Genomic DNA, 25,212 nt, shown 5'->3' with positions numbered 1-25,212 from the left:
CGGAGAGAGAGCCTCCCTTGGCCTGTGACCTGTGGCTGGTCCCTCTTGTCGACGTGCTGTGTCACAGCCCCGACAACCCCTTCGCCGAAGAGATCGCCGCCTACGACAAGGCCCTGACCGCGTCCGGTCTGCCGACCGTTCCCGTCTTCGCCTACATGCCGGGGCTCTCCGGCGACGTGGCGCCCGTCGCCGGATTCGACTACGAGGCCCTGCACTTCCTCCGCCGCGCCTACCTGCTGCTGATGTGCGGGCTCGCCGTCGAACCGGTCGACGAGCTCGGCGGGGACTACGAGCAGCTCCTCGAGATGTTCGAGGCGACCGCGCAGCAGTCCCACCTCGTCTGGCACTACGACCACGCCGGCGCGTACGTCCCCGTGGACTTCCCGGTCCCGCTCTCCAGCGACGAGCTCCTGGAGGGCGGCGGTCCGCTGGGGTCCTCGCACGGTCTGCTGCGGGAGCTGGAGTTCGTCGCCCCCGCGATCGGCATCGACCCGGCCAATCCGCCTGCCGCGCCGCTCCCGCCGGAGCGGCCGACCGCGCTGGAGGAGCCGGCGGCACCCGTCGCGTACGACGACAGTCCGTTCGCGCGCGAACGCCATGTGTGGCTCGGGCTGCACGCGGCGGCGACACGGAGCCTCGGACAGGGCTCGATGATCGTCCTGAGCTGACGCGAGAGCAGCGCGTGGACCGACGCGTGGACCGACGCGTGGAGGCGGGCGCCCCTCGATCATGGAGAGGCGCCCGCCTCAGCGCGGTTCCGGCGGGCGCTGCCGCGGCATGTTGGGGCGGGTGCCCGGGGGGAGCGGGAAGCGGGTCGAGGGGTGCGTGCCGCCTTCCGGGCGGGGCGGGCCCGCGCTCACGGACGGGAGGGCCGGCGGCGTGGGGCCCCCGCGGAAGTCGACCATCCAGTCCGCCGTCTCGGCCCGTACGAGCTCCGTCACGTCCTCCGAGAAGCGCCGCAGCACCCCGAGACATCGCTCCGCGGCCTCGCTCGCGGTCCCCTCCGTCGGCCCCAGCACCTCCCGTACGCTCTCCGACGCCCAGTCGAACTGCAGGGCCTGGAGTCTCCGCTGCACCGCCTGGGCCGTCGCCACGTCCCTCATCCAGCCCGACGTCAGCCCGAAGTACCGGTCGCAGGCCATGCAGGCGGCGCCGAGCAGCAGGGACAGGTACCCCCACCCCGTCGCGCCGTCCGGCGCGACACCGGTGAGATCGAGCAGCGGCAGCGCCGCGCCGGCGATGACGCCCAGCGCCGTGCCGACCCGCAGGGCGCGGGCACAGCGGCGCTTGCGGACCCGGTCGGACAGGTACCACTCCACCGTGCGCAACGCCTGGGACTCGACCCAGCGATAGAGCTCGTCGAGGCGGTCGGCGGGCTCACCCCAGTCGCCGAGAGGGAACGGCGTCCCGGTCAGGTCACGGTTCGCGGCCGAACCTGCGGTATTCCCCGGTTGCGGCTGCATCTCCGGCTGCTGGCTCACCGGGGCACTCCTCTGTTCAGCTCAGCGCTCGTGGCCTTCTGTGACGTGCGGTGCACGTGGTGCCTGCCCTTCCTACCGCCGAATGGTGGGCTGTGGGCCCGGAAAGCCGGGATTTCCGCCCACAAGGGGGTCTTGATCAGGTAGAGGAGCCCGCAGTTTCTCACTCGAAAGAGTTGTGGCGGCAGGCCGGGCATGGACCACGTAGGCTCGGCGTACCGACATACCGAACATCAGGAGTGACCGTGATTCCCGGTGGTGGCCAGCCCAACATGCAGCAGCTCCTCCAGCAGGCCCAGAAGATGCAGCAGGATCTCGCGCGCGCTCAGGAGGAGCTCGCCGCGACCGAGGTCGAGGGCCAGGCGGGCGGTGGTCTGGTGACGGCGACGGTCACCGGCTCCGGCGAGCTGCGCGGCCTGGTGATCGATCCCAAGGCCGTCGACCCGGAGGACACCGAGACGCTGGCCGACCTGGTCGTCGCCGCGGTCCAGGCCGCCAACGACAACGCGCAGCAGCTCCAGCAGGCCACGCTGGGCCCGCTGACGCAGGGGCTGGGCGGCATGCCGGGCCTGGGTTTCTGAGCCCGTCGGCCGAGCCCGTCGGCCGAGCCCTCGGACCGGTGGCCTCGCGGCCGCTTCCGGCCCGCTCCCGGCCCGCGGTCGGCACCGCTTCACGCGCCGGGCTTCTAAGGGGCCCCGGCAGCCACTACCGTAAGAATCAAGCACTTCTCAGAAGGGCGTTCCGTTGTACGAAGGCGTGGTTCAGGACCTCATCGACGAACTGGGCAGGCTGCCCGGCGTCGGTCCCAAGAGCGCGCAGCGGATCGCCTTCCACATCCTCCAGGCCGAGCCGACCGACGTCCGTCGCCTCGCGCACGCGCTCCTGGAGGTCAAGGAGAAGGTCAGGTTCTGCGCGGTCTGCGGCAACGTGGCACAGCAGGAGCAGTGCAACATCTGCCGCGATCCGCGCCGGGACCTCTCGGTCATCTGTGTGGTCGAGGAGCCGAAGGACGTCGTGGCGATCGAGCGGACGCGTGAGTTCCGCGGCCGCTACCACGTGCTCGGCGGCGCGATCAGCCCCATCGAGGGCGTCGGCCCGGACGACCTGCGCATCCGTGAGCTGCTCGCGCGGCTGGCGGACGGGTCGGTCACCGAGCTGATCCTGGCGACCGACCCCAACCTGGAGGGCGAGGCCACCGCGACGTACCTGGCGCGGATGATCAAGCCCATGGGGCTCAGAGTCACGCGTCTGGCGAGCGGGCTGCCGGTCGGTGGCGATCTGGAGTACGCCGACGAGGTCACCCTGGGGCGTGCCTTCGAGGGGCGGCGACTGCTAGATGTATGACGACAGGGTCTGCGCGCCGGCCGCGCTCGAAGGAGGCACCCGCGATGTCTGACGCCACACTGCACGCGATCACGCAGGATCCGGACGACTTCGCGGTCCAGATCGCCGACTCGATCGAGTCCTTCATCGTGGCCACCACGGAGGTGGCCAAGGGGGACGAGCCCGACAGCACGGTGCCCTTCCTGCTCCTGGAGATCTCCCAGCTGCTGCTCGCCGGCGGTCGGCTGGGCGCCCACGGAGACTTCCTCCCGGACGAACGCTACGAGACCGATACGGGTCCCGAGCCGGACATGGACGACCTGCGAGAGCGCTTCGCGGTGATGCTGGACCCGGTGGACGTCTTCTCGGAGGTCTTCGACCCCTACGAGCCGCGCAAGGCGCCGGTGCCGGCCCGGATCTCCGACAACCTCGCCGACATCGTCGCGGACCTGCGGCACGGTCTGGCGCACTACCGGGCCGGGCGCACGAGCGAAGCGCTGTGGTGGTGGCAGTTCTCCTACTTCTCCAACTGGGGTCCGACGGCCTCGGCGACCCTGCGGGCGCTGCAGTCCCTCGTCGCCCACGTCCGCCTCGACCAGCCGCTCGCGGAGCTGGACGGCCTCGACACGGACGAGGACCTGACGGAGGACGACCTCGCGGAGGAGGCGGGGCGGGTCATGGCGGAGGAGATCGCGGGTCCGCTGGGCCTGGGCACGCTGAAGAAGTAGCCGCCTCCGCCCGTCGCTCTCCTGCCATCATGGGTCCATGGCAGGCCAAGGGCAGTCAAAAGCGTTGCGGTGGACCGGCGTTGGCGTCGGGGCGGCCGGGGTCCTGGCGCTGGCCGTCGTGGCCGTCGCCGACCTCGGGAAGGCCGACCAGATCGCGAGCGTGGTGGGGGCCGTGCTGGCCGCCGCCGGGCTCGGGCTCTCGCTCTGGGCGCGCGGTGGGGGCGGGGTGACCGCCTCCGGGGAGCGATCGGTGGCCGCCGGCGGGAACATCGGGTCCGCGACGACGGGGAACGGCGCGCAGGCGCCGACAGCGCCCCCGATGCCGGGGGCCGGTACGTCGTCCGCGGGATCCGCCGGGCCCGCCGCGCCGACCGCCGGGCCCGTCACCGCCTCCGGTGACCGTTCCGTCGCCGCCGGTGGTGACATCGGGAGCGTGTCGACGGGCGACGCGTGAGCGGGGGCGTCGAAGCCGCCGGGGAGCGGTCGGTCGCGGCCGGCGGGAACATCGGGCGGGTCACGACCGGGGACCACGTCACCCAGATCGAGCACGCGGTCCTGCTGCCGCCGGAGGCCCTGGCGACGGCGTCGTGCCCGGGCGGACTGGCCAACGTCCCCCGCCGCCACGCCCATTTCGTCGGCCGGAAGCGCGAGATCTCCTTCCTGGACGAGGAGTTCGACATCGTCGTGATCTGTGGACTCGGCGGGGTCGGCAAGTCCACGCTCGCCGCACGCTGGGCCGCCGGGAAGACCAGTGAGCGCACCCTGGTCTGGTGGATCACCGCCGAGAACCGGTCCGAACTCGACGCGGGCCTCGTCGGCCTCGCCGTCGCCATGCAGCCCGCCCTCATCGACGTACTGCCGCCCGAGGCGCTGCGGGAGAGGGCGCTGCAGTGGCTGTCCACGCACGACGAGTGGCTGCTCGTCCTCGACAACGTCTCCGATCCGGCCGACATCGAGCCCTTGGTCGCTCGGGTCCGCCGCGGCCAGATTCTGATCACCACCCGGCAGACCGGCGGGTGGTACGGGGTCGCCAGGGTCCTCACCCTGGACGTGCCCGACGGGGCCGAGTCCGTCGAGATGTTCACGCGGATCCTCACCCATGCCGGGCCGCGCGCCGCCTCCGGCGCCCGGCATCTGTGCGCGGCCCTGGGGCAGTTGCCGCTCGCCGTGGCGCAGGCGGCCGCGTACTGCGCGGAGACCAGTACGGAGCCCTTCGACTATCTGGAGCAACTGAGGCAGTATCCGGGCGAGTTGTACGAGATGCCGGTCGAGGGCGGGGTCGACGGTGGTCAGGCCGTCGCCTGGACCTGGCGTCTGACCCTGGACCGGCTCGCCGCGGCCGATCCGCTGACCGGCACGATCCTGCGGACCCTCGCCTGGTGGGGGCCGGACCGGATCCCGCGCGCCCTCCTCGACCGGATCGCCTCACCCTTCGCCGTACGGCGGGCGCTCGGCCGGCTCGCCTCGCACAGCATGCTCACGCTGCACGAGGACGGTGCCGTGTCGGTGCACCGCCTGGTGCAGGCGGTGGCGCGCACCCCGCACGGGAGCGACCCGCACCGGCGGGCGGAGGACATCGCAGCGGCCCGCCTCCTCGCCGAGGAGGCGCTGGCGTCGGCCGCGCCGTCGAGGGCCGGGGGCGTGGCGGAGTGGGGCGTGTGGCGTGAACTCTTTCCCCACGTCGAGACGTATGTCCACCACACCGACCCGTCGGCGGACACCGCGCACACGGCGGCCCTGCTGGACAGGGCGGCCCGGTTCCTGCTGGAGCACAGCGACACGGAGCGGGCGGCCGCCTGGTTCGAGCGGGCTGTTGAGTGCCGGCAGCGGGTGCTCGGGGAGGATCACCCGGAGACCGCGGGCAGCCGCGAGGGCGTCGCCGAGTGCTGGGCGATCCAGGGGGAGCTGGGGCCCTCGGCCGAACTCCAGGAGCGAGCCGTCGCGGACCTGGAGCGGGTACTGGGGGAGGGCCGGGCGGAGACGCACATGGCCCGGTGCCGGCTCGCGGTCACCTGGCGCCATCTGGGGGACAAGGAGGCCGCGGTCACGCTGCTGGAGGGGGCGCTGGCCGGTCTGGAGCGGATCCTCGGGCCTCGTCACCGGGACACGCTGTGGGTGCGGAGCAATCTGGGCGTCGCCTATCAGGACGCCGGGCGGCTGGAGCGGGCGATCGCCCTGCAGGAGCGGACGCTGGGCGAACGCCGGGGGCTGCTCGGCCCCGACCATCCAGAGACGCTCACCTCGCGGCTGAACCTGGTCCGGCTGTACGAGGCGGTGGGGCAGCTGGAGCGGGCGACGACGGAGTTCGACGCGGTCGTCGGCGACGGCGTACGGGCGCTGGGAGAGGAGCATCCGTTCGCGGTGCATCTGATGCACGTGCGCCCGCCGAGGGCGTGGTGAAGCGCGGCCCGCGGTGGACGGCGCCCTCTCGCGGGGAGCCTCCCGCATGTGAGCCCGGGCACACCCCGGCGTACCTCCTCCCCTCCCGGGCAGGGTGTCTCCCACGGGCGGCCCGGGCTTCCGGCCGAGATCACGTCGTGAGCGGGACATCTCAGGATGTGATATACGGTCGGTGATTCCGGGCCGCTCGTTAGACTGAGCCGACCGCAGTAATGACTGCGGCAGAGACCTGAGCGAGGAGCGCACGTGGGCCTTGTCGTGCAGAAGTACGGAGGCTCCTCCGTTGCCGATGCCGAAGGCATCAAGCGCGTCGCCAAGCGGATCGTGGATGCCAAGAAGAACGGCCACCAGGTGGTCGTCGTGGTTTCCGCGATGGGCGACACGACGGACGAGTTGATCGATCTCGCCGAGCAGGTATCCCCGATCCCTGCCGGACGTGAGTTCGACATGCTGCTGACCGCCGGAGAGCGGATCTCCATGGCCCTGCTGGCCATGGCGATCAAAAACCTGGGCCACGAGGCCCAGTCGTTCACGGGCAGCCAGGCCGGTGTCATCACCGACTCGGTCCACAACAAAGCGCGCATCATCGATGTCACGCCGGGCCGGATCCGTACCGCCCTCGACGAGGGCAACATCGCGATCGTGGCCGGCTTCCAGGGTGTGTCCCAGGACAAGAAGGACATCACCACGCTGGGGCGTGGCGGGTCCGACACCACGGCGGTGGCGCTGGCCGCCGCGCTGGACGCCGAGGTCTGCGAGATCTACACCGACGTCGACGGTGTGTTCACGGCCGACCCGCGTGTGGTGAAGAAGGCGAAGAAGATCGACTGGATCTCCTTCGAGGACATGCTGGAGCTCGCCGCCTCGGGCTCCAAGGTGCTGCTGCACCGGTGCGTCGAGTACGCACGCCGTTACAACATCCCGATCCACGTCCGCTCGTCCTTCTCGGGCCTGCAGGGCACCTGGGTCAGCAACGAACCGCAAGGAGCCCAGAAGGTGGAGCAGGCCATCATCTCGGGTGTCGCCCACGACACCTCCGAGGCGAAGATCACCGTCGTCGGCGTGCCGGACAAGCCGGGCGAGGCCGCGGCCATCTTCCGGGCTGTCGCGGACGCCGAGATCAACATCGACATGATCGTGCAGAACGTGTCCGCGGCCTCCACCGGTCTGACGGACATCTCCTTCACCCTCCCCAAGGCCGAGGGCCGCAAGGCCATGGACGCCCTGGACAAGGCGAAGGGCGCGATCGGCTTCGACTCGCTGCGCTACGACGACCAGATCGGCAAGATTTCCCTGGTCGGCGCGGGTATGAAGACGAACCCGGGCGTCACCGCGTCCTTCTTCCAGGCGCTGTCCGACGCCGGTGTGAACATCGAGCTGATCTCGACCTCCGAGATCCGCATCTCGGTCGTGACCCGCCAGGACGACGTCAACGACGCCGTGACGGCCGTCCACACCGCCTTCGGTCTCGACAGCGACTCGGACGAGGCCGTCGTCTACGGCGGCACCGGCCGATGACGGACCGGTGACGGACGGGTGACGGACCGGTGATTCGCCGATGAGCCGCAAGCCGACGCTCGCGGTCGTGGGAGCGACCGGAGCCGTCGGCGCGGTGATGCTCCAGCTCCTGTCGCAGCACGCCGACGTCTGGGGCGAGATCCGACTCGTGGCCTCCTCGCGCTCGGCCGGCCGCAAGCTGGCCGTGCGCGGGGAGGAGACCGAGGTCCTCGCGCTGAGCGAGGACGTCCTGGAGGGCGTCGACCTCGCCCTCTTCCTCGCGCCGGAGGAGATCGCGGCACGGTGGGCGCCGATCGCCGCGGCCAAGGGCGCGGTGGTGGTGGACACGTCCGTGGCGTTCCGGGCGGATCCGGACGTGCCGCTGGTGGTCCCGGAGATCAACCCCCATGCCGTACGCCTCCGGCCCCGGGGCATCGTGGCGAGCCCCGGCTGCTCCACGCTGGCCTTGATCGTCGCCGTGGGCGCCCTGCACGCGGAGTTCGGGGTCGCCGAGCTGGTGGTGACCGCCCAGCAGGCCGCGAGCGGGGGCGGGCAGGCGGGTGTCGCCGCCCTGCGCGAGCAGCTGTCGCTGGTGGCCGGGACCGAGCTCGGCAACCATCCCGGCGACGTACGGCGGGCCGTCGGGGACGACACCGGGCCCTTCCCCGGGCCGGTCGCGCTCAACGTACTGCCGTGGTCCGGCGCCCTGGGAGAGGACGGCTGGTCCTCCGAGGAGCTGCGCATCCGCGAGGAGACGCGCAAGATCCTCGGCCTTCCGGGGCTTCCGGTCGCCGCCACCTGCGTGCGCGTTCCCGTCGTCACCGCGCACTCCGTCTCCGTCCACGCGCGGTTCGAGCGGCCCGTGAGCGTCGCGCGGGCGCACGAGATCCTGGCGACCTCGCCGGGAGTGGTGCTGTACGACGATCCGGCGGCGGGCGACTTCCCCACGCCGGCCGACGTCGTGGGCACGGACCCGGTCTGGGTGGGGCGGGTACGTCGCTCGATGGACGACGAGCGCGCGCTCGAGTTCTTCGTCTGCGGCGACAACCTGCGCAAGGGCGCGGCGCTGAATGCCGTACAGATCGCGGAATCGGTCATTCGCCCTGAGCGTCCGGAAATCGGCGACGCTTGACCGCTCCGCCGCACGGCATCGGTGAACGACTTGTGAGCAAGTCGGCGGCATAAGTCCCTTGAACTGGGGTGACGCCATGTTCGACGATGCTCTTCCCTCTTACTGCAACCGGTAGTTGGGTGGGGGGCGTCTCTGCGTGCGCCTTGGTGGTGTAGCGCGCGAGGTGCTGTCAAAACGGGGCATGGGGGGAGATCGGGTACGCATGATGACAATTGGATCACCGTCAAGAACGGTGGCGTACTCGTACAACCCTGACGGGGGGACGTGTGTCCAACAGGCGTGGCAGAGGTACTCGACATCCCAGCGGTCGTCCCGCTCCGTGGCACGGCAGTCGTCCCCGGACGGGGCGCGCTCGCGGTCCCCGTACGGGGCACCATGGCGCGCCCGCTCAGGCGCCCGCGTCCGTCCGGCGGCATGCCGGTGATCACTCCCGTGCCCGCGAGAACGCGGACGGCCGGTGTGGTCGGTATTCCCTCGCCACGCGAGAGCACTGAAGGCATCGTGGCCGCGGGCACCACCGTCGATCACCTGACCGAGACCTACCGGGCGCACTACCGCTCGCTCCTCGGCCTCGCCGCGCTGCTCCTCGACGACACGGCCTCCTGCGAGGACGTGGTCCAGGAGGCGTTCATCCGGGTGCACTCCGCCCGCAAGCGGGTCCGGGACCCCGAGAAGACCCTGGCCTATCTGCGGCAGACGGTCGTCAACCTGTCCCGTTCCGCGCTGCGCCGCCGCATCCTCGGACTCAAGCTGCTGTCCAAGCCGATGCCGGACATGGCGAGCGCGGAGGAGGGCGCGTACGACCAGCTGGAGCGGGACGCGCTCATCAAGGCGATGCGCGGGCTGCAGCGGCGACAGCGCGAGGTGCTGGTGCTGCGATACTTCGCGGACATGACGGAGGCGCAGGTCGCCGAGACGCTCGGCATATCCCTGGGCTCGGTGAAGGCGTACGGCTCGCGTGGCATCGCGGCGCTGCGCGTCGCGATGGAGGCGACGGCATGAGCCCCGACGACATGAGCTCCGGCGGCATGGGCCCGGATCGCGAGGGCCCGGACCGTGAGGATCTGGACCGCGAGGGTCTGGACCGTGAGGGTCTGGACCGCGAGGACGCCCGCCGTCACGACGGCCCGGGACACGAGACGGCGAGCGATCCCTTCGCGGGCGACGAGCTGGCGCTGCGGCGCCTGCTCCACGGCGCCGTGGGGGACCTCCAGCCCTCCGAGGGCGCACTGGACCACCTGCGCCGCGCGGTGCCCGTACGGCGCACCCGCAAGCGTCAGGCCATCGTCGGCTTCGCCGCGGCCGCCGTGCTGATCGGCACGGCCGTTCCCGCCTTCGTCCACGTCGCCAACTCGGGCGGCATCACCGCCGGCCAGGCCGTGAACGCCGGCCACGGCGAGCAGGCCCAGGGCGGCACAGGCTCCGAGACCGGGGTCGAGGGCGGCCAGCAGGGCGCGGGCACGCCGACCGGCACCGCGAGCCCCAGCCAGGGCGCGGGCGAGGGAGCAGGCAAGCCCGAGCAGCCCGGGGCCGGCAAGGCGGGCGGCACGGGGACCGATTCGAAGCCGCCGACGGACTCCCCGCCGGACTCGGTGCCGGCGTGCGAGGCCGCACAGCTGGGCGTCAGCGCGGTACAGGCGGGCGGACCCGATGCCGAGGGCAAGGTCTACGGCACCTTCCGCATCGCCAACGTCTCCGGCAAGGAGTGCGTGGTGAGCGGCGACGGCAGCGTCGGCTTCCAGGCCATGGGCGCGGCCGACAGCTCCAAGATCACGGTCCTGGCGCACACGGCCGGGGACGCGGCGAGCGGCCTTCCCGACCCCTCGCAGGAGTCGCCCACGCTGGTCCTCAAGCCGGACAACGCGTACGAGGTGAAGTTCGCCTGGGTCCCCTCGGAGACCTGCCCGACCACGCCTCCGTCTCCGGACCCGAGCACCTCGACGGACGGTGCCGGCGGTACGTCGACGGGCTCCACCGGTTCGACGGGCGACAACACCACCGACGGCACGTCTCCCCAGCTCCGCACGGACGGGACGCCGGAGGACGGCAGCGTCTCGGTCAGCCACACGGCGGAGCCGGGCGCCCCGCAGGCGGCGACGACGATCTCGAACGCCTGCGCGGGAACGATCTACCGCACGGGCGTACTCGACGCGTCCTAGGGCCCGGAGGGTGCCCCCGGGGCGGCTCGGCCAGGCCCAGGGCCGGGAAGGGCCCGTCGGGTGTCCCGGAGAGGCCGGGAAGCGTCCGTGCGCTCAGGGCGGCCGGCTCGTGGGTCCGAGGGCCAGAGCCCTGGAGAGCCCGGCCGCTGCCCCGGCTGGTGGGCCCTCGGTCGAGGGCCGGAGCCCAGTAGGCCCGGGGCCCGGCCTAGAGGCCCAGGGCCTCGTCCTGTTGGGCCTCCGCCTCACGGCGCAGGAGGCGGAACCACATGAAGACCACGAAGCCCGCGAAGACGAACCACTCCGCCGTGTACCCGAGGTTCTGGAACGCCTTCAGGTCCAGCGACGTGCCCGCCGCCGCGGCCGCCGGAACCGGCGTCAGGCCGGCGGGGGAGTCCACGACCGTGACCCACGCGTCGTAGACCTCGTCCGGGACCAGGTTCACCAGGGCGCTCGCGCTGATCATGCCGAGCTGGCCCTCCGGGAGACCGCCCGCCGCGTGGACGCCCTTGGTCCCCGTGTTCTCCGACGCCTGGAGGGCGCCCACCACGGTGACCTCGCCGGACGGCGGGGCCGGCGCCTTCGCGCCGGCCGGCAGCCAGCCCCGTACGACGGGCAGGGACTTGCCGCCGTCCGTCTTCAGCAACGTCAGCACATAGCTGCCGGTGCGCCCGTCCAGCTCACGGTCCGGCACCAGGAACTGCGCTCCGTACCGGCCGCTCGCCTCCGCGTGCCGGCCCGAGGTCTCCTTGTCCACCGGCAGCAGCTCGTCCAGCGGCTCGGTCCTCAGCGTGCCCGGATCCGGGGCCCGCTCCGCCTCCCGGTGGGAGTCGACGCGGTCCTCGAACTTGCCCATCTGCCAGGTCCCCATGAACAGGCAGAACGGGATCGCCAGCAGGACGAAGACGTTGATCCCCCACCAGCGGGGCGTTTTCAGGAACCGGTACACCCCTCCACGGTACGCAGCCGCCTCACCCCCCGACCGGCCGGGTCCCCAGGTGACGCGCCGCGAAGTCCAGCTCCAGGCGCACCTGCTTGATCCGCTCCTCCACCACCAGGGAGCCGTGCCCCGCGTCGTACCGGTACACCTCGTGCGCCGCGCCCCGGGCCGCCAGCCGGTCCACGTAGTTGTCGATCTGCCGGATCGGGCAGCGCGGATCGTTCACACCCGCCGAGATGTACACCGGCGCCGTGACCTCGTCCACGTACGTCAGGGGCGAGGAGATCCGGAACCGGTCCGGCACCTCCTCCGGCGAGCCGCCGAACAGCGTGCGGTCCAGCGCCTTCAGGGCCTCCATCTCGTCCTCGTACGCCGTCACGTAGTCCGCGACCGGGACCGCGGCGAGCCCCAGCGACCAGGCCCCCGGCTGCGTGCCGAGCCCGAGCAGCGTCAGATACCCGCCCCACGAGCCGCCCGACAGGACCAGCTTCTCCGGGTCGGCGAGACCCGAGGCGACCGCCCACTCGCGGACCGCGGCGATGTCCTCCAGCTCGATCAGGCCGACCCGGTGCTTGAGCGCGTCCGTCCACTCCCGGCCGTAGCCCGTCGAGCCGCGGTAGTTGACCCGGACCACCGCATAGCCGTGGTCGAGCCAGGCCGCCGGACCGGACGCGAAGGCGTCGCTGTCGTGCCACGCAGGGCCGCCGTGCACCTCGAAGATCGTCGGGAACGGGCCCTCGCCCTCCACCGGCCGCTGCACGAGGGCGTGGATACGGCCGCCGGGCCCCTCCACCCACACGTCCTCCACCGGCACCGACCCGGGCGCCTTCGCGCCCGGCGGCTCCAGGACGACCCCGCCGGCCGTCGAACGCACCACCGGCGGCTGCGCGGCCGAGGACCAGAGGTACTCCACGCTGCCGTCCGGGCGGGCCGTGGCCTCCGACACCGAACCGGCCGGGGTCTCCACCCGCACCAGCGCGCCGGTCGCGATGTCGTACCGCCACAGCTCGCTGCGCGCCTCGAAGCTGTGCACGACCAGCAGGCCCGTGCCGTCCGCGTACCACTCCGCCGACACGTCTCCCGGCAGGTCGAGCCGGAGATCGGTCTCCTTGCCCGTCGCCACGTCCCACAGCAGCGGCTCCCAGCGGCCCCGCCGCTGGTGTCCGACGAGCAGCCGGGTGTCACCGTCCACCGGCGCGAAGCCCAGCACCGCCAGGCCAAGCTCCTCCGTCCCGCCCTTGGAGTCGTCCAGCTCGGCCACCACCGAGGAGTCGGCGGCCCGCAGCACCCGCAGCGCCGAGTGCATGGCGTCCCCGTGCTCGGTGTGCTCGATCGCGATCAGCGAGCTGTCGTGGGAGAGGTCACCCACCCCGGCCGACTCCCGGTGCCGGTAGATCTCCACCGGCTCCGCCCCGGCGCGCACGAGATGGATCGTCGAGCCCTCCTCGTCCGTCGAGCGGCCGACGACCACCGTGCCGTCCCGGCCGATCGCCAGACCCGCCGGGTACGAGGGCGCGAGCCCGGGCACCGCGGGCTCGTCCACGCCGCCGCCGAAGGGCTGGCGCATCCACACCCCGAACTCGTCCCCGTCCTTGTCCGAGAACCACCAGATCCACTGTCCGTCCGGCGACAGCGTGCCGTCCGTCGTGCCGTTCGGCCGGTCCGTGACCTGCCGCCGCACGCCGGTCGCCCGGTCCCAGGCGTACAGCTCGTACGTCCCCGTCGCATTGGACACGAACAGCGAACGGTCCGGCGCCTCCTCGGCCCACTCGGGAAGCGACACGCGCGGCGCCCGGAACCGCTGCTCCCAGACGGGGACCTCCCGCGACGGGCTGTCTGTGATCTCGTTGGTCTCAGTCATGGCCCCCATGATGCTCCGATCCGCCGACAATCCGTTCGCATCCCCCGCAACCTGTGGATAACCTCCCGGGCATGTACTCACCGACGCCCGACGACTGGCACGAGGGCAACCGCGCTCGCTGGGACGAGAGAGTCCCGATCCACGCGGCCAGCGCGTACTACGACCTCGACGCGTTCCGGGCCGGCAAGGAGGCGCTGCGCGACTTCGAACTCGCGGAGGTCGGAGACGTCACCGGCCGCTCCCTCCTCCACCTCCAGTGCCACATAGGCCTGGACACACTGTCCTGGGCCCGGCACGGCGCCTCGCACGTCGTCGGCCTCGACTTCTCCGAGCCCGCCGTCGAGACGGCCCGCTCCCTCGCCGCCGACCTCGGGTTCTCCGCGGACCGGGCCGCCTTCGTCGCCGCCGACGCCTACGACGCCGCCGAGGCCGTCCCGGACTCCTCGTACGACATCGTCTACACCGGCACGGGGGCGCTGAACTGGCTTCCCGACATCGAGCGCTGGGCCGAGACCGCCGCCTCGCTCGTCGCCCCGGGCGGATTCCTCTACGTCGCCGAGTTCCATCCGCTCACCGACTCCCTCGACGACGAGACGGGCAGCCGGATCGTCCACGACTACTTCGTGCGCGACCCCTGGGTGGACACCAGCTCGGGCACGTACGCGGACATGGACGCCGCCACCGTCCACAACCGGAGCGTGGAGTGGGTGCACCCGGTCGGGGAGGTCGTCACGGCGATCGCCAGGGCGGGGCTGCGCATCGAGTTCCTGCACGAGCACGAGGTCTCGCTCATCCCCCGGTACGGGACCCTGAAGCGGCAGGAGGACGGGTACTACCGCTTCCCCGCCGACCGGCCGCGGATCCCGCTGATGTACTCGATCAAGGCGTCCCGCCCCCGCTGACACGGATTCAGGAGAGCCCGCCCGCCGGATCCACCGTGGACCTACGATGACGAGATGATCGCCTTCGCCGTGGCCATCGCCTTCCTGGCGCTCTTCGGGGCCGGCGTGCTGCGCGACCGCCGGCGTTTCGGCAACGCCGTCTACCTCGGGCTCGCCGTCACCTTCCTCGGCCTCGGGCTGCTCGCGGAGATCGACACGGCACCGCCGGGCGTCGCCGCATCGGCGATGGTCGTCGTGCTGCTCGTGCTCGGCCTCGGTCCGGTCGTGCTGGCGGGCCTGCTGTGCGCGAACGGCGTGCAGATGGTCCGCAAGGAGGGCAGGAGCCCCGCCAACCTGCTCTCGCTCCTCGCCGGGCTCGGCATGTTCGGTGTGATGGGCCTGATGGTCGCGGCACTGGTCACCCACTCGTGGACGCTGGGCCTGATCGTCGGCACCCTGCTGCTGGTCCTCGGCTACATCTCCTTCCTCTTCGTCTGTTTCGTCGGATACGCCTTCCTCTACGGGCGGATGCGGCTGCGCCGCGACGCGGACTTCGTGGTCGTCCTCGGCTCCGGGCTGATCGGCGGGCGGCGCGTACCGCCGCTGCTCGCGAGCCGGCTGGAGCGCGGGCGCGAGGTGTACGAGTCGCTCGCCGCGCGGGGCGGGCGGCAGCCGGTCCTGATCACCTCGGGGGGCCAGGGCCCGGACGAGGAAGTGCCCGAGTCGCATGCGATGGCGGAATATCTCGTGGAGCGCGGCTTCCCGGAGGGCCGGATCGTGCGCGAGGACCGCTCGCGGACGACGGAGGAGAACATGCGCTTCAGCAGGCAGCTGATGGAGGAGGCCGCCGGCCCGGGCGCGGAGTGCGTGATCGTGACGAACAACTTCCACGCTTTCCGGGCGGCGCTGATGGCCCGTCGGGTGGGGGTGAACGGTCAGGTGGTCGGCTCGCCCACCGCCGCGTACTTCTGGCCGAGCGCGACCATCCGCGAGTTCGTCGCGGTCTTCCTCCAGTACAAGGCGGTCAACCTCGGGGTCTGTCTGACGCTGATTCTGATGGGGGTGCTTGCCTGGGCGGTCCGCTGATCGTCTTCGACATGCGGCTGCGGACGACGGCGGTGCCGATGGCACCGGCGAGCGCGGCGGCGCCGAGGCCGAGGGCGATGGCGGAGGGGCCGGAGTCGGAGACGACCTCGGCGGGGACGGTGGCCGCCGCCTCGGCGGCTGTCTGGAGGGGGTGCATGTCCCCAGGGGAACGGAACGGGGCGGGGAGGGCCACCCGGCGGGCCCCGTTCGGGGCGGGGAGGTCGGGGACGGGGTCCTGAGGGAAGGTCGGGAATCGGGTCGTACGGGGGCGTGCGCGGGCGGCTGACCCGACGTACGGCTGACGCCGGGGGCGTAGGTCGTACGGCTGACCTCGCGGCTCAGGTCGTACGGTGGGACGGATCCCGGAGTCGGGCCTCGAGGCCGTCGAGAGGGCCTCCACACCGAACTCGAGCGCGTCGCTCGTCGTCGCGGCCGGGTCGGCGCCCTGCCGTTCCTGGAGGCGGGCCGGCAGGCGGGGGCACGGGGACGCGATCCTGTACGCCCAGTCGGCGACTCGCCCCACACCGCGTCGGCGGCGAGGACGTTCGAGGCTGTCCTTGCTGCCGACGTGCCAGTACATGGCGGTCCCCGCCGCGCCCAGGCGCCGGCCGAGGCGGCGCATGCGCGGCCCGTCGATTCCCACGCTGTCGAGCGGCTCGACGGCGGCTCGACGGCGGCTCGGACGATCAACCCCGACGTCTACGACAGCCAGGACATGCCGATGAACAGGAAGACCACGAAGGCTATGACACCGGCCACGGCAGCGGTCTTCCGGGGACGGCGCCGGGACAGGGCCGCAAGACCGCCCTCGCTCCGGCGCGTCTGCCGTCGCGGAGCGGTGGCGGCCTGAGGTCGGGGCCTCGTGTGCGGTACGGGGCGTGGCTGCGGGTGCGGTGCCGAGTGCCGGGCTTGCGCATGCGGCTGCGCGTGGGCGTGGGCGTGGCCGCGGCCGTGGCCGTGCGGTGCCGGTGGGAGCGGCCGGGAGTGGTGCTGGGAATGGGGTGGGGAGTGGGTGTGGGAGTGGGGCTGAGGATTCGGCAGGGGGTGCCCCCGCCAGGCGCCCGAGGCGAACCAGTCCGCGATCGCCTGGGCGGGCGGTCTCTGCTCGGGCTCCTTGGCCAGCAGCGTGAGGAGGTACGCCTCGAACGCGGCCGGCAGTCCTACCCCGAGCTGGCGGGGCGGAGCGGGCGGCGTGTCGATGTGTTGGTACAGCAGGGCGGTCGCGGTGTCACCCTGGAACGGCGGGCGGCCGGTGAGCAGTTGGTACAGGACGCAGCCGAGCGAGTACACGTCCGAGGCCGACGACGCCGGCCGGCCGAGAGCCCGCTCGGGCGCGAGGTAGAGGCCGGTGCCGACGATCTGCCCGGTGGTGGTGAGCCCGGCGGAGGGGTCGTCGACGAAGCGGGCGATGCCGAAGTCGGCGAGCTTCACCGTCCCATCCCCGTCGAGCAGCAGGTTCCCGGGCTTGATGTCCCGGTGCACGACCCCTTCCCGGTGCGCGGCGGCCAGCCCGGCGGCGGCATGGGCGGCGACGACGGCCACCCGCTCAGGGGGCAGCACGCGTGGGGTCCCCGAGTCCCCGGCGAGGCTCTCCCCGTCCACCAACTCCATGACGAGGAACAGCTTTCCGTCCCACGTACCGAAGTCGAAGACGCCCACGACATGCGGATGACTCAGCCGCGCCGCCGTCTGCGCCTCCAGCCGGAACCGGTCGGCCGCCGAGGGATCGGTGCCGTGCCCGAGCATCAGCTTCACGGCCACGTCCCGCCCGAGTACCTCGTCGGTGGCCTGCCACACCTCGCCCATACCGCCACGCCCGACACACGAGTGGAGCCGATATCGGTCCGCGACCAGCACCTGAGAACCCAGCCTTTCGACGGTCAGTCACCTGACAGGAAGCACGCGTCGCCGTACCCCGCTGTCCGGCGCGTCCGATGCCGTTCAAGAGTAGAGCCGCTTGATCGACACCCCGCGCCGGGATGGCCCGTCCGCCGTCAAGTCCGCCGCCTCACGCGGTCTTCAGCTCCTCCGCCGCGTTCTTGGACAGGCTGACGCGCACGAGGGCGGCCGACAGGCGCGCCAGATCCTTCGGCGGTACGAGCTCCGCAAGGCCGCTCGCGGAGCGCGGAAGCCCGAGCCCGGCGGCGGTCGCGCGCGAGCGTTCGTCGAAGAACGGACGCAACTCCGGCCAGACAGCCTGGACTTCCCGGCAGAAGATGTCCGCACCCACCGGCCCGATGCGAGGCACGTCCTGCAGCAGCGTGCGCAACTCCTCCGTATCGCCCCCGGCTTGCTCGCGAAGCTTGCGCACATCGCCGTGGAAGCGGTCGAGCAGCAGCTCGGCACCGTCGCCGAGCGCGGTCGCGGTGCTCTCGTCGTAACGGACGTAGTGCGCCCGCCCGAGGGCGTCCACGCGCTCCTGCCAGCCGGACTCCGCCATGGCCCGGGGTGTCCGCAGTCCTGCCGCGAACAGCTCCCGGGCGGCGGCGGTGGCCGTCTCGGCCCTGATCCGGATAGAGCACAGAACCGTGAGGACCAGCAGTTGGTACAGGGGAGCGGGCTTGTCGCGAAGGGCGATGCCGGCTTCGTCGGCGTAGGTCCGCCCGTGCTCACGCAGCAGTCGGCTGATCACCTCGGAGGTGTCCATCGGAGCGCTCCTTCCGACTCCGCCTGCCCTGCCGTCATTCGCCGAAGTGGAAGGGGCGGCGGGGATGGCGTCCCGGGGCGGTCGAGGGGTCGTCCCCCGGAGCGGCCGGCGCGTCCGACCTCGTGTACGGGCCATCCTGGGCGCCGTAGCCGCCCTGGCCGCCATGACCGCCATGACCGCCTGGAGCGTCCCATTCGCCCGTCTCTCGGTCCGCCGGGGCCGGCGCCTCATGGGCGCGTTGCCGTCGGCGCCGGGAACGAGTGACGCCCGCCTTGATCATGGCCAGGGCGAGGCCGAGGATCAGGGTCAGCGCGATGCCCGCGAGAAAGATCCCGAGGCCGTCGAGGGTGGCGATCTCCTTGTCCAGGACCGTCACGGTGTAGTCCGGGCCTCCGGTGTTGTCCGCGATCAGCAGCCCGATGAAGGCCCCGGTCGCCCCCAGAAGCAGCAAGCCCAGCAGCAACAGCATGGCCGCACGTCCTTCCGTGAACCGTCCCCCCTTCCTCCCCCCGCACCTACCCGCAGGACGCGCATCTGACCCGCCCGCGCGTCACCGGCTCACCGGCTCACCGGCTCACCGCCCACGACGCACCCCGCTCACGGACGAGCGCGGAGGCCGGAGCGGCGGAGGCGGTCCGCCGCCGCGGTGAGCGAGCGCGGCCGCGGGGCGGGACTCCAGGGGTCGTCCTCCAGGAGCCGGCTCGCGTCCGCGAGGCCCCACCGCCGCGCGTCGAGTTCCGGATCCTCCAGATCGGCCCAGGCGAGCGGAGCCGCGACGGGCGCTCCGGGGCGGGCCCGTACCGCGTACGGCGCGACAGCGGTCTGACCGTAGGCGTTGCGCTGGATGTCGAGGTAGAGGCGCCCTGCCCTGGCCTTCTTACGGGCCTCGGTGGTGAGCCGGTCGGGATGGCGGTCGGCGAGCACGGTGGCGACGTCGGTGGCGAAGGCGCGTACGTCGGCGAAGGGAGCGCGCCGGTCCAGCGGAACGATGACGTGCAGGCCGCGGGATCCGGTGGCCATCAGCTGGGACGGCAGTTCCAGCTCGTCCAGCAGCTCGTGGAGCCATCGCGCGGCCTCGCGGACCCGGGCGAAGTCGTCGTCGGGCGGGTCGAGGTCGAAGACCAGCCGGTCCGGATGGTCGGGCCGGTCGGCCCGGGAGAGCCATCGGTGGAGGGTGGTGCAGCCCTGGTCGGCGAGGAGGACCAGGGTGGCGGTGTCCTCGCAGACGACGTACGTGACGCTCCCGCCCTCCTTGGGCAGTTCGGCCCGGTGGACCCAGCCCGGGAAGTGCTCCGGGATGTCCTTCTGCATGAAGCCGGGATCGCCGATGCCGTCCGGGTGGCGCTCCAGCATCAACGGCCGGCCGCGCAGGTGGGGCAGCATCCGCCGGGCGACGGTGCGGTAGTACGCGGCGAGGTCGGCCTTGGTGATGCCGTCCTCGGCGAAGAGCACCTTCTCCGGACGTCTGACCTCGACGGTGTGCCGGCCGGCCCGAACCGTGTGCGCGGCGCTCATCGGGAACCCGGACCCGAATCCGAACCCCATGGGCGGTACTCCGTCAGCGCCGTCACGCGTGGCGTCATGCCTGTCTCCTGCCGTCGGAGGACATCAGCTCGCCGTGCGCCTGCCCTCTTCCCTGCCGGCCATGCGCGCGGACGCGGCCCCCGGCCGTCGACGGCTCGGCGGAGGTCGTGGTGATCGAGCCAACCTGACGGCGCCCCGCACCCCTCTCCGCGCCGGTGGCGCGGCTCAAAGATCCCCACTCCGCGAGCCGGCGCGCTGGTGACCACCATCATCCGCTCCGATGGTCCCGATCGCGTGGCCTGTTACCGCTCGGCGGGGAATGTCCGGACTTCCCGGTTACCACCGACTCCCGGCACCGCTAGCGGCATTGGCACCCCGTTCCGCCCTCTCCATCATCGTCCGCGGGTGCGACGATCGATCGACGGTGAGGACACGTCCATGGAGAGAATCGACGGGGTACCACGTGGAGGCAGCGGAGGTAAGGGTGGCCGCCCTCGTGTGAGCGTCTACACCGGCCGCCGCCTCGCCCGGCTCATCGCCGACCGCACCGGCCGTCCCGACCTGGCCCACGACGCCGAAGTCGTCGGCCACGTGCTGCCCTTCAAGGTCAGCGCCCACGTGACCGACCAGCTCATCGACTGGTCCCGCGCTCCCGACGACCCCCTCTACCGCCTCGTCATGCCGCACCGCGACATGCTCGCTTCCGCCGACTTCGCCGCCGTCGAGGCGGCACGCGACGCGGGCGAGCAGCGGTTGCGCCTGACCGTGTCCGGCGTACGCGACCGGCTCGACCCCTACCCGCAACCGAACCCGTACCCGCAACCGTCCGGCCGACCGCGGCGCGACACGCCGGAGGACGGCCAGGGGCTCCAGCAGGAGGACGCCGAGACGCTGCTCGTCTTCCCCCGGCAGGGCCAGACCTGCCACAGCTACTGCGCCTACTGCTTCCGCTGGCCGCAGTTCACCGGCGAGACCGCGACGAGGCCGCCCGTCAGCGGCCCCGAGGCGATGACCGCCCATCTGGACCGGCACCCCGAGATCACCGACGTCCTGCTGACCGGCGGCGACCCGCTCGTGATGCGCACCGAGCTCCTCGACGCGTACGTCGCCCCGCTCCTCGCCGAGGAGCGACGCGACCGGATCCGTACGGTCAGCATCGGCACCAAGGCCGTCTCCTTCTCCCCGGAACGCTTCCTCACCGCCCCCGACGCCGACGACCTGCTCCGTCTCTTCGAACGCGTCGTCGCCTCCGGCCGTCGTCTGGCCCTGACGCTCCACGTCTCCCACCCCCGCGAGCTCCATCCCGAGCCCGCTCGCCACGCCCTGCGCAGGCTGCGGGACACCGGCGCGGTCCTGCGCAGCCAGGCCCCCGTCGTCCGGCACGTCAACGACGACCCGGACGTCTGGGCGCGGATGTGGCAGGAGGGGGTGGAGCTGGGCATCGTCCCCTGCTCCATGTTCGTGGAGCGGGACGCGGGTCCCCGCCGGTACTTCGGCCTTCCGCTGTCCCGAGCCCTGACGGTGTACGCGGACGCCCTGCGCCAGGTCTCCGGGCCGGCCGGGGCGGCCAGGGCGTCCCGCGGCCCGGTCATGTCCACCGAGCTCGGCACGATCGCGATCGAGGGGATCGCCCATCTGCCCGACGGCCCCGCGTTCGCGCTCCGCGTCCTCCGGGCCCGCGACCCGGCCCTCGTCGGCACCCTCGCGCACGCCCGCTACGACCCCGTCGCCCAGGGGTGGAGCGACCTCGTCCCGTACGCCCCGCACGACCGGCGCGTGATCCCGCACGAGCCACTGACCCTGAGTGCGCTGCTGCCCGGACTGGGAGGGGTGTGGGGCGACTGAGTCCCGGTCCGATCCCGGTCCGATCCCGATCCCGGTCCGATCCCGGACCGGTCCTGGACCGATCCCGGATCGGACCCGTCAGTGCCCGGCTGCGAGTTCGCCGCTGAGCTTGCCGTGGAGGTCGGCGCTGGGGTCGTTCAGGCCGGTGATCTCGACTGTCTTGCCGCGTTGGGCGTACTTGGTCTCGATGGCGTCGAGGGCGGCGACGGAGGAGGCGTCCCAGATGTGGGCGGCGGACAGGTCGATGACGACCCGGTCGGGGTCGGTGGCGTAGTGGAACTGTCCGACGAGGTCGTTGGAGGAGGCGAAGAACAGCTCGCCGGTGACGCGGTAGACGACCGTCGTGCCGTCGGGGTCGGTCACGGCGGTGACCTCGGCGAGACGGGCGACGCGCTTGGCGAAGATGACCATGGCGGTGACCGAGCCGACGACGACGCCGATGGCGAGGTTGTGGGTGGCGACGACGCACACGACGGTGATCACCATGACGGCGATCTCCCCGGCGGGCATGCGTTTCAGGGTCTTCGGGGCGAGGGAGTGCCAGTCGAAGGTCGCGAACGACACCATGATCATGACGGCGACCAGGGCGGCCATGGGGATGTCGGAGACGACCGGGCCGAAGACGATGCACAGCACCATCAGGAGCGCGCCGGCCAGGAACGTGGACAGGCGGGTGCGGGCACCGGAGACCTTCACGTTGATCATCGTCTGGCCGATCATCGCGCAGCCGCCCATGCCGCCGAAGAAGCCGGTGACGACGTTCGCGATGCCCTGGCCGATGGACTCGCGGGTCTTGTTCGAGTGGGTGTCGGTGATCTCGTCGACGAGCTTCGCGGTCATCAGCGACTCCATCAGGCCGACGAGCGCCATGGCGAAGGCGTACGGGGCGATGGTCGTCAGGGTGTCGAGGGTGAACGGCACGTCGGGCAGACCCGGAACGGGCAGGGAGGAGGGCAGGTCGCCCTTGTCGCCGACGGTCGGCACCGCGATCGCCGCGCCGAGGGTGATGACGGTGAGGATCACGATGGAGACCAGCGGCGCGGGGATCACGGTGGTGATCTTCGGGAAGAACACCATGAGCGCCAGGCCGCCGACGATCAGCGGATACACGGCCCAGGGCACGTCCCGCATCTCCGGGATCTGGGCCATGAAGATCAGGATGGCGAGCGAGTTGACGAAGCCGACCATCACCGAGCGCGGAATGAACCGCATCAGCTTCGCCACGCCCAGCGCGCCCAGGATCACCTGGAAGCCCCCGGCCAGGATGACGGCGGCGACCAGGTACCCGAGGCCGTGCTCACGGTTCAGCGGCGCGATGACGAGCGCGACGGCGCCGGTGGCGGCGGAGATCATCGCCCGCCGGCCGCCGACGACCGAGATGACGACGGCCATGGTGAACGAGGCGAACAGGCCGATCGCCGGATCGACACCGGCGATGATCGAGAACGAGATCGCCTCCGGGATCAGCGCGAGCGCGACGACCAGACCGGCCAGCACCTCGGTGCGCCAGACCTTGGGGTCGGTCAGCCAGTCGGGCTTCATGCCCCGCAGACGCGCGGCCGGGGAGACGGTGGAAGCAGCAGAAGACAAGGGGAAGGAACCTGTCGTGCTCGGGCACACCCCGTTCGACGGGTGGGGCGGGCGGAGGGGCGCGGGGCGTGGAACCGGAAGATCGGGAAGGAACGGAGCACACCCGCGCGAGGGCGGCGGGGCTCACATCCAGGGGTGAGGCGTCACGGTGGGCAGGCGGCGGCGCCGGGCGTCATGGGCTCGCGCACGCTTCTCTCCTGCAAGAATCGGAACTTCACCGGGGCAGGGCGGCACGCCGTCCTGCCTCCAGCAACCCTACCCTAACGTTAGAGTAGAGATCGGCGGTGCCCACCTGGGCCGAGACCGCCGAACAGTCGAGGCTGCCGTGGCCGGCAGGGACGAGAAGGGCCAGAGGATCACGGGCGTGGACGGCAAGCACATGCAGATCGGCGAGGTCGCCGCGCGGACCGAACTGTCCCTGCGCACCATCCGCCACTACGAGGAGACCGGCCTCGTCGTCCCCTCCGCCCGCTCCCAGGGCGGCTTCCGCCTCTACACCGAGACCGACGTGGCCCGCCTGATGGTGATCCGCCGGATGAAGCCGCTCGGCTTCACCCTGGATCAGATGCGCGACCTGCTGGACGCCACCGACCGCCTCGACGCCGAAGCCGACGCCACCCTCGACGCCGACGAGCGCGAGGCTCTTCTGGCGCGCGTGCGCGACTATCAGCAGGCCGCCGCCGAACAGGTCGAGAAGCTCCGCGTCCAGCTCATCCGCGCCGAGGACTTCGAAGCCACCCTCCGCGCCCGCCTGGAGCAGAACACCCCCGCCACCCGCACCTGAGACCCCTCCCGCGGACGGCCCGCGCCGCGCCGTCCAGCGCACGCGCGGCTCTCTGCGCGGACCTCCCGCGCCCGCCGAGGTGGGCGCCGAGCGGCAGCAGGGGGCTCTTGGCGTTCACGCGACGAGACGCTCAACGGCCAATCGCCGCCAGGGCAGTTGTCAGTGCCTGCGTCTAGGGTCTCAAGCGCGCGGTCGGCTTCCGGGGGTTCCAGCTCTGAAGGGAATGGTTGCATCCCCGGCCTGTCTGGGGGCGGCCCGGAGACTCGTCCTAGACCTAACCGACGGTCGGGCTTCGTCGATGGCCAGGAGATGACCTGCCAGAGCCGACCGCGCACCGCCTCTCGCGTGGGCGCGGGCGGGGCACGCGGTGCCGTGGTCATGGACGGGGAGGAGCGGTAGCCGCGCAGATAGACACACAAACACAAACAGGTGAGGCACCTACCAAAAATGGTAGGTGCCTCACCTGGTGTTTCAGCTGTCGGGGTGGCGGGATTTGAACCCACGACCTCTTCGTCCCGAACGAAGCGCGCTGCCAAGCTGCGCTACACCCCGATGTCACTGCTCTGTTCTTCACGTCGCGGCGACATCGATTACTTTAGCCCACCCACGCCCGGAGACGAAATCCGGTTTTCGCGCCCTCGCGCCGCAGGTCGGATGCGGTCCAGGGCGACGATCGCCAGGCCCAGCGCGTAGAAGGCCGCCCCCAGGACGAGCACGTTGACGAGGACGCCCCCGTAGCCGAGCTCGGTGACGTCGATGAAGGGGTACGTGTAGCGGCTCGGTACGTCGGGGGAGAGCAGGGCGCCCCGGATCAGGGCGAAGGTCAGATACGCGGCCGGGGCGGCGAGCCACTGGGCCGCGTGGCGTGGGCGCAGGGCGCCCGGGAGGGTGAGCAGGAGGAAGTCCAGGGCCGCACCGATCGGGGTGACCGTGTGGAGCAGCTGGTTCGCGACGGCCTTGGCGCCCGAGAGCTTGGCCAGCTCGTCCACCACGTTGAACTCGCTCGACCCGTTCGCCAGGACCAAGTGGAAGACGAGCCCGACCACCGAGATGCACAGCAGCACCCCGCCCGTCCACAGCGCCGGCAGCGGCGGGCGGCGCGTCCAGGCTCGTCGGGCCGACAGCGTGAAGACGACCGCGACCAGGATGTTCGACCAGATCGTGAAGTAGCTGAGTACGACCGGCACGCTCCCGTGCACGCACTCGATCACCACGCCCGTCGCCGCGGCCAGCGCGATCAGGGCGCGGAAGGCCGCCGCGTACGGCCGGCGCGCGACGGGTATGACGGCGGAGGCGGGCACGGCCGCGGTGCGAGGCGTGATCATCCCCCCACCGTAAAG

The 25,212-nt window shown here is 71.9% G+C and carries 23 protein-coding genes and 1 tRNA gene; 14 read left to right on the top strand and 10 right to left on the bottom strand.

What is annotated here, in order from left to right:
- The first annotated feature begins 17 nt into the window (after positions 1–17).
- Positions 18–668 carry a hypothetical protein gene (locus tag ACFYV5_RS14035; protein ID WP_355113315.1) on the top strand — a complete coding sequence of 217 codons (651 nt, stop codon included), beginning with the start codon at positions 18–20 and terminating at the stop codon, positions 666–668.
- 78 nt (positions 669–746) lie between these two features.
- On the opposite strand, the gene ACFYV5_RS14030 is transcribed toward ACFYV5_RS14035, so the two are convergent.
- Positions 747–1,463 carry an SLATT domain-containing protein gene (locus ACFYV5_RS14030; protein ID WP_389168923.1) on the bottom strand — a complete coding sequence of 239 codons (717 nt, stop codon included), beginning with the start codon at positions 1,461–1,463 and terminating at the stop codon, positions 747–749.
- Positions 1,464–1,723: 260 nt separating this feature from the next.
- On the opposite strand from ACFYV5_RS14030, the gene ACFYV5_RS14025 reads away from it, so the two are divergent.
- The 9 genes from ACFYV5_RS14025 to ACFYV5_RS13985 all read left to right on the top strand — a co-directional run bounded on the left by ACFYV5_RS14025 (position 1,724) and on the right by ACFYV5_RS13985 (position 10,717).
- The gene (locus ACFYV5_RS14025; RefSeq protein WP_355113313.1) at positions 1,724–2,059 is read left to right on the top strand and encodes a YbaB/EbfC family nucleoid-associated protein; all 336 of its coding nucleotides are present in this window, start codon (positions 1,724–1,726) and stop codon (positions 2,057–2,059) included.
- 163 nt (positions 2,060–2,222) lie between these two features.
- A complete protein-coding gene (gene recR, locus ACFYV5_RS14020) occupies positions 2,223–2,822 on the top strand; it encodes a recombination mediator RecR (protein ID WP_355113312.1) in 600 nt (199 codons plus the stop codon).
- Between the two features lie 44 nt (positions 2,823–2,866).
- Positions 2,867–3,529 carry a DUF5063 domain-containing protein gene (locus ACFYV5_RS14015; RefSeq protein WP_355113310.1) on the top strand — a complete coding sequence of 221 codons (663 nt, stop codon included), beginning with the start codon at positions 2,867–2,869 and terminating at the stop codon, positions 3,527–3,529.
- A gap of 37 nt (positions 3,530–3,566) precedes the next feature.
- On the top strand, positions 3,567–3,983 hold the full coding sequence (locus ACFYV5_RS14010) for a hypothetical protein (protein ID WP_389168242.1): 417 nt from the start codon (positions 3,567–3,569) through the stop codon (positions 3,981–3,983).
- The gene (gene fxsT / locus ACFYV5_RS14005; RefSeq protein WP_389168240.1) at positions 3,980–5,929 is read left to right on the top strand and encodes an FxSxx-COOH system tetratricopeptide repeat protein; all 1,950 of its coding nucleotides are present in this window, start codon (positions 3,980–3,982) and stop codon (positions 5,927–5,929) included. Before ACFYV5_RS14010 ends, fxsT begins: the two co-directional genes overlap by 4 nt.
- Positions 5,930–6,175: 246 nt before the next feature.
- The gene (locus ACFYV5_RS14000; RefSeq protein WP_355113304.1) at positions 6,176–7,447 is read left to right on the top strand and encodes an aspartate kinase; all 1,272 of its coding nucleotides are present in this window, start codon (positions 6,176–6,178) and stop codon (positions 7,445–7,447) included.
- A 40-nt stretch (positions 7,448–7,487) separates the two neighbouring features.
- A complete protein-coding gene (locus ACFYV5_RS13995) occupies positions 7,488–8,558 on the top strand; it encodes an aspartate-semialdehyde dehydrogenase (RefSeq protein ID WP_355113302.1) in 1,071 nt (356 codons plus the stop codon).
- 279 nt (positions 8,559–8,837) lie between these two features.
- The gene (locus ACFYV5_RS13990) at positions 8,838–9,560 is read left to right on the top strand and encodes a SigE family RNA polymerase sigma factor (protein WP_355113300.1); all 723 of its coding nucleotides are present in this window, start codon (positions 8,838–8,840) and stop codon (positions 9,558–9,560) included.
- A complete protein-coding gene (locus tag ACFYV5_RS13985) occupies positions 9,557–10,717 on the top strand; it encodes a hypothetical protein (RefSeq protein ID WP_389168236.1) in 1,161 nt (386 codons plus the stop codon). The genes ACFYV5_RS13990 and ACFYV5_RS13985 overlap by 4 nt, the downstream gene beginning before the upstream one ends.
- Before the next feature lie 205 nt (positions 10,718–10,922).
- Here ACFYV5_RS13985 and ACFYV5_RS13980 read toward each other — a convergent pair whose 3' ends face one another.
- Positions 10,923–11,663: an SURF1 family protein gene (locus ACFYV5_RS13980; protein ID WP_389168234.1), complete on the bottom strand. Its 741-nt coding sequence runs from the start codon at positions 11,661–11,663 to the stop codon at positions 10,923–10,925.
- A 22-nt stretch (positions 11,664–11,685) separates the two neighbouring features.
- Complete coding sequence (locus tag ACFYV5_RS13975) at positions 11,686–13,524, bottom strand: prolyl oligopeptidase family serine peptidase (protein ID WP_389168232.1); 1,839 nt, start codon at positions 13,522–13,524, stop codon at positions 11,686–11,688.
- Positions 13,525–13,586: 62 nt separating this feature from the next.
- Here ACFYV5_RS13975 and ACFYV5_RS13970 point away from each other — a divergent pair, with 62 nt between their 5' ends.
- Both ACFYV5_RS13970 and ACFYV5_RS13965 read left to right on the top strand, forming a co-directional pair.
- Complete coding sequence (locus tag ACFYV5_RS13970) at positions 13,587–14,417, top strand: class I SAM-dependent methyltransferase (RefSeq protein ID WP_355113293.1); 831 nt, start codon at positions 13,587–13,589, stop codon at positions 14,415–14,417.
- A gap of 54 nt (positions 14,418–14,471) precedes the next feature.
- Complete coding sequence (locus tag ACFYV5_RS13965; RefSeq protein WP_389168230.1) at positions 14,472–15,482, top strand: YdcF family protein; 1,011 nt, start codon at positions 14,472–14,474, stop codon at positions 15,480–15,482.
- Between the two features lie 699 nt (positions 15,483–16,181).
- Here the strand turns inward: ACFYV5_RS13965 and ACFYV5_RS13960 are convergent.
- From ACFYV5_RS13960 to ligD, 4 genes are all read right to left on the bottom strand, one after another.
- Positions 16,182–17,339 carry a protein kinase gene (locus tag ACFYV5_RS13960; protein ID WP_389168228.1) on the bottom strand — a complete coding sequence of 386 codons (1,158 nt, stop codon included), beginning with the start codon at positions 17,337–17,339 and terminating at the stop codon, positions 16,182–16,184.
- 151 nt (positions 17,340–17,490) lie between these two features.
- Positions 17,491–18,129, bottom strand: coding sequence for an endonuclease (locus tag ACFYV5_RS13955; protein ID WP_355113286.1), 639 nt, complete (start codon positions 18,127–18,129; stop codon positions 17,491–17,493).
- Between the two features lie 34 nt (positions 18,130–18,163).
- On the bottom strand, positions 18,164–18,598 hold the full coding sequence (locus ACFYV5_RS13950) for a hypothetical protein (RefSeq protein ID WP_389168226.1): 435 nt from the start codon (positions 18,596–18,598) through the stop codon (positions 18,164–18,166).
- A 128-nt stretch (positions 18,599–18,726) separates the two neighbouring features.
- On the bottom strand, positions 18,727–19,674 hold the full coding sequence (gene ligD, locus ACFYV5_RS13945) for a non-homologous end-joining DNA ligase (RefSeq protein WP_389168224.1): 948 nt from the start codon (positions 19,672–19,674) through the stop codon (positions 18,727–18,729).
- Positions 19,675–20,151: 477 nt separating this feature from the next.
- Between ligD and ACFYV5_RS13940 the strand changes: the two genes are divergently transcribed.
- Positions 20,152–21,498 (top strand): KamA family radical SAM protein, encoded by a 1,347-nt coding sequence (locus tag ACFYV5_RS13940; protein WP_389168222.1) that lies wholly within the window; start codon positions 20,152–20,154, stop codon positions 21,496–21,498.
- A 78-nt stretch (positions 21,499–21,576) separates the two neighbouring features.
- Here ACFYV5_RS13940 and ACFYV5_RS13935 read toward each other — a convergent pair whose 3' ends face one another.
- Positions 21,577–23,040, bottom strand: coding sequence for a SulP family inorganic anion transporter (locus ACFYV5_RS13935; protein ID WP_389168921.1), 1,464 nt, complete (start codon positions 23,038–23,040; stop codon positions 21,577–21,579).
- Between the two features lie 412 nt (positions 23,041–23,452).
- Between ACFYV5_RS13935 and ACFYV5_RS13930 the strand changes: the two genes are divergently transcribed.
- Positions 23,453–23,872 (top strand): MerR family transcriptional regulator, encoded by a 420-nt coding sequence (locus tag ACFYV5_RS13930; protein ID WP_389168220.1) that lies wholly within the window; start codon positions 23,453–23,455, stop codon positions 23,870–23,872.
- A gap of 478 nt (positions 23,873–24,350) precedes the next feature.
- Here ACFYV5_RS13930 and ACFYV5_RS13925 read toward each other — a convergent pair.
- Positions 24,351–24,424: transfer RNA gene (locus ACFYV5_RS13925), tRNA-Pro, on the bottom strand.
- Positions 24,425–24,462: 38 nt separating this feature from the next.
- Complete coding sequence (locus ACFYV5_RS13920; RefSeq protein ID WP_355113278.1) at positions 24,463–25,197, bottom strand: Pr6Pr family membrane protein; 735 nt, start codon at positions 25,195–25,197, stop codon at positions 24,463–24,465.
- Between the last annotated feature and the right edge of the window lie 15 nt (positions 25,198–25,212).

It is taken from the genome of Streptomyces sp. NPDC003035 (assembly GCF_042888285.1).
Lineage (GTDB): Bacteria > Actinomycetota > Actinomycetes > Streptomycetales > Streptomycetaceae > Streptomyces.
This window is presented reverse-complemented; position numbering and strand designations above follow the sequence as displayed.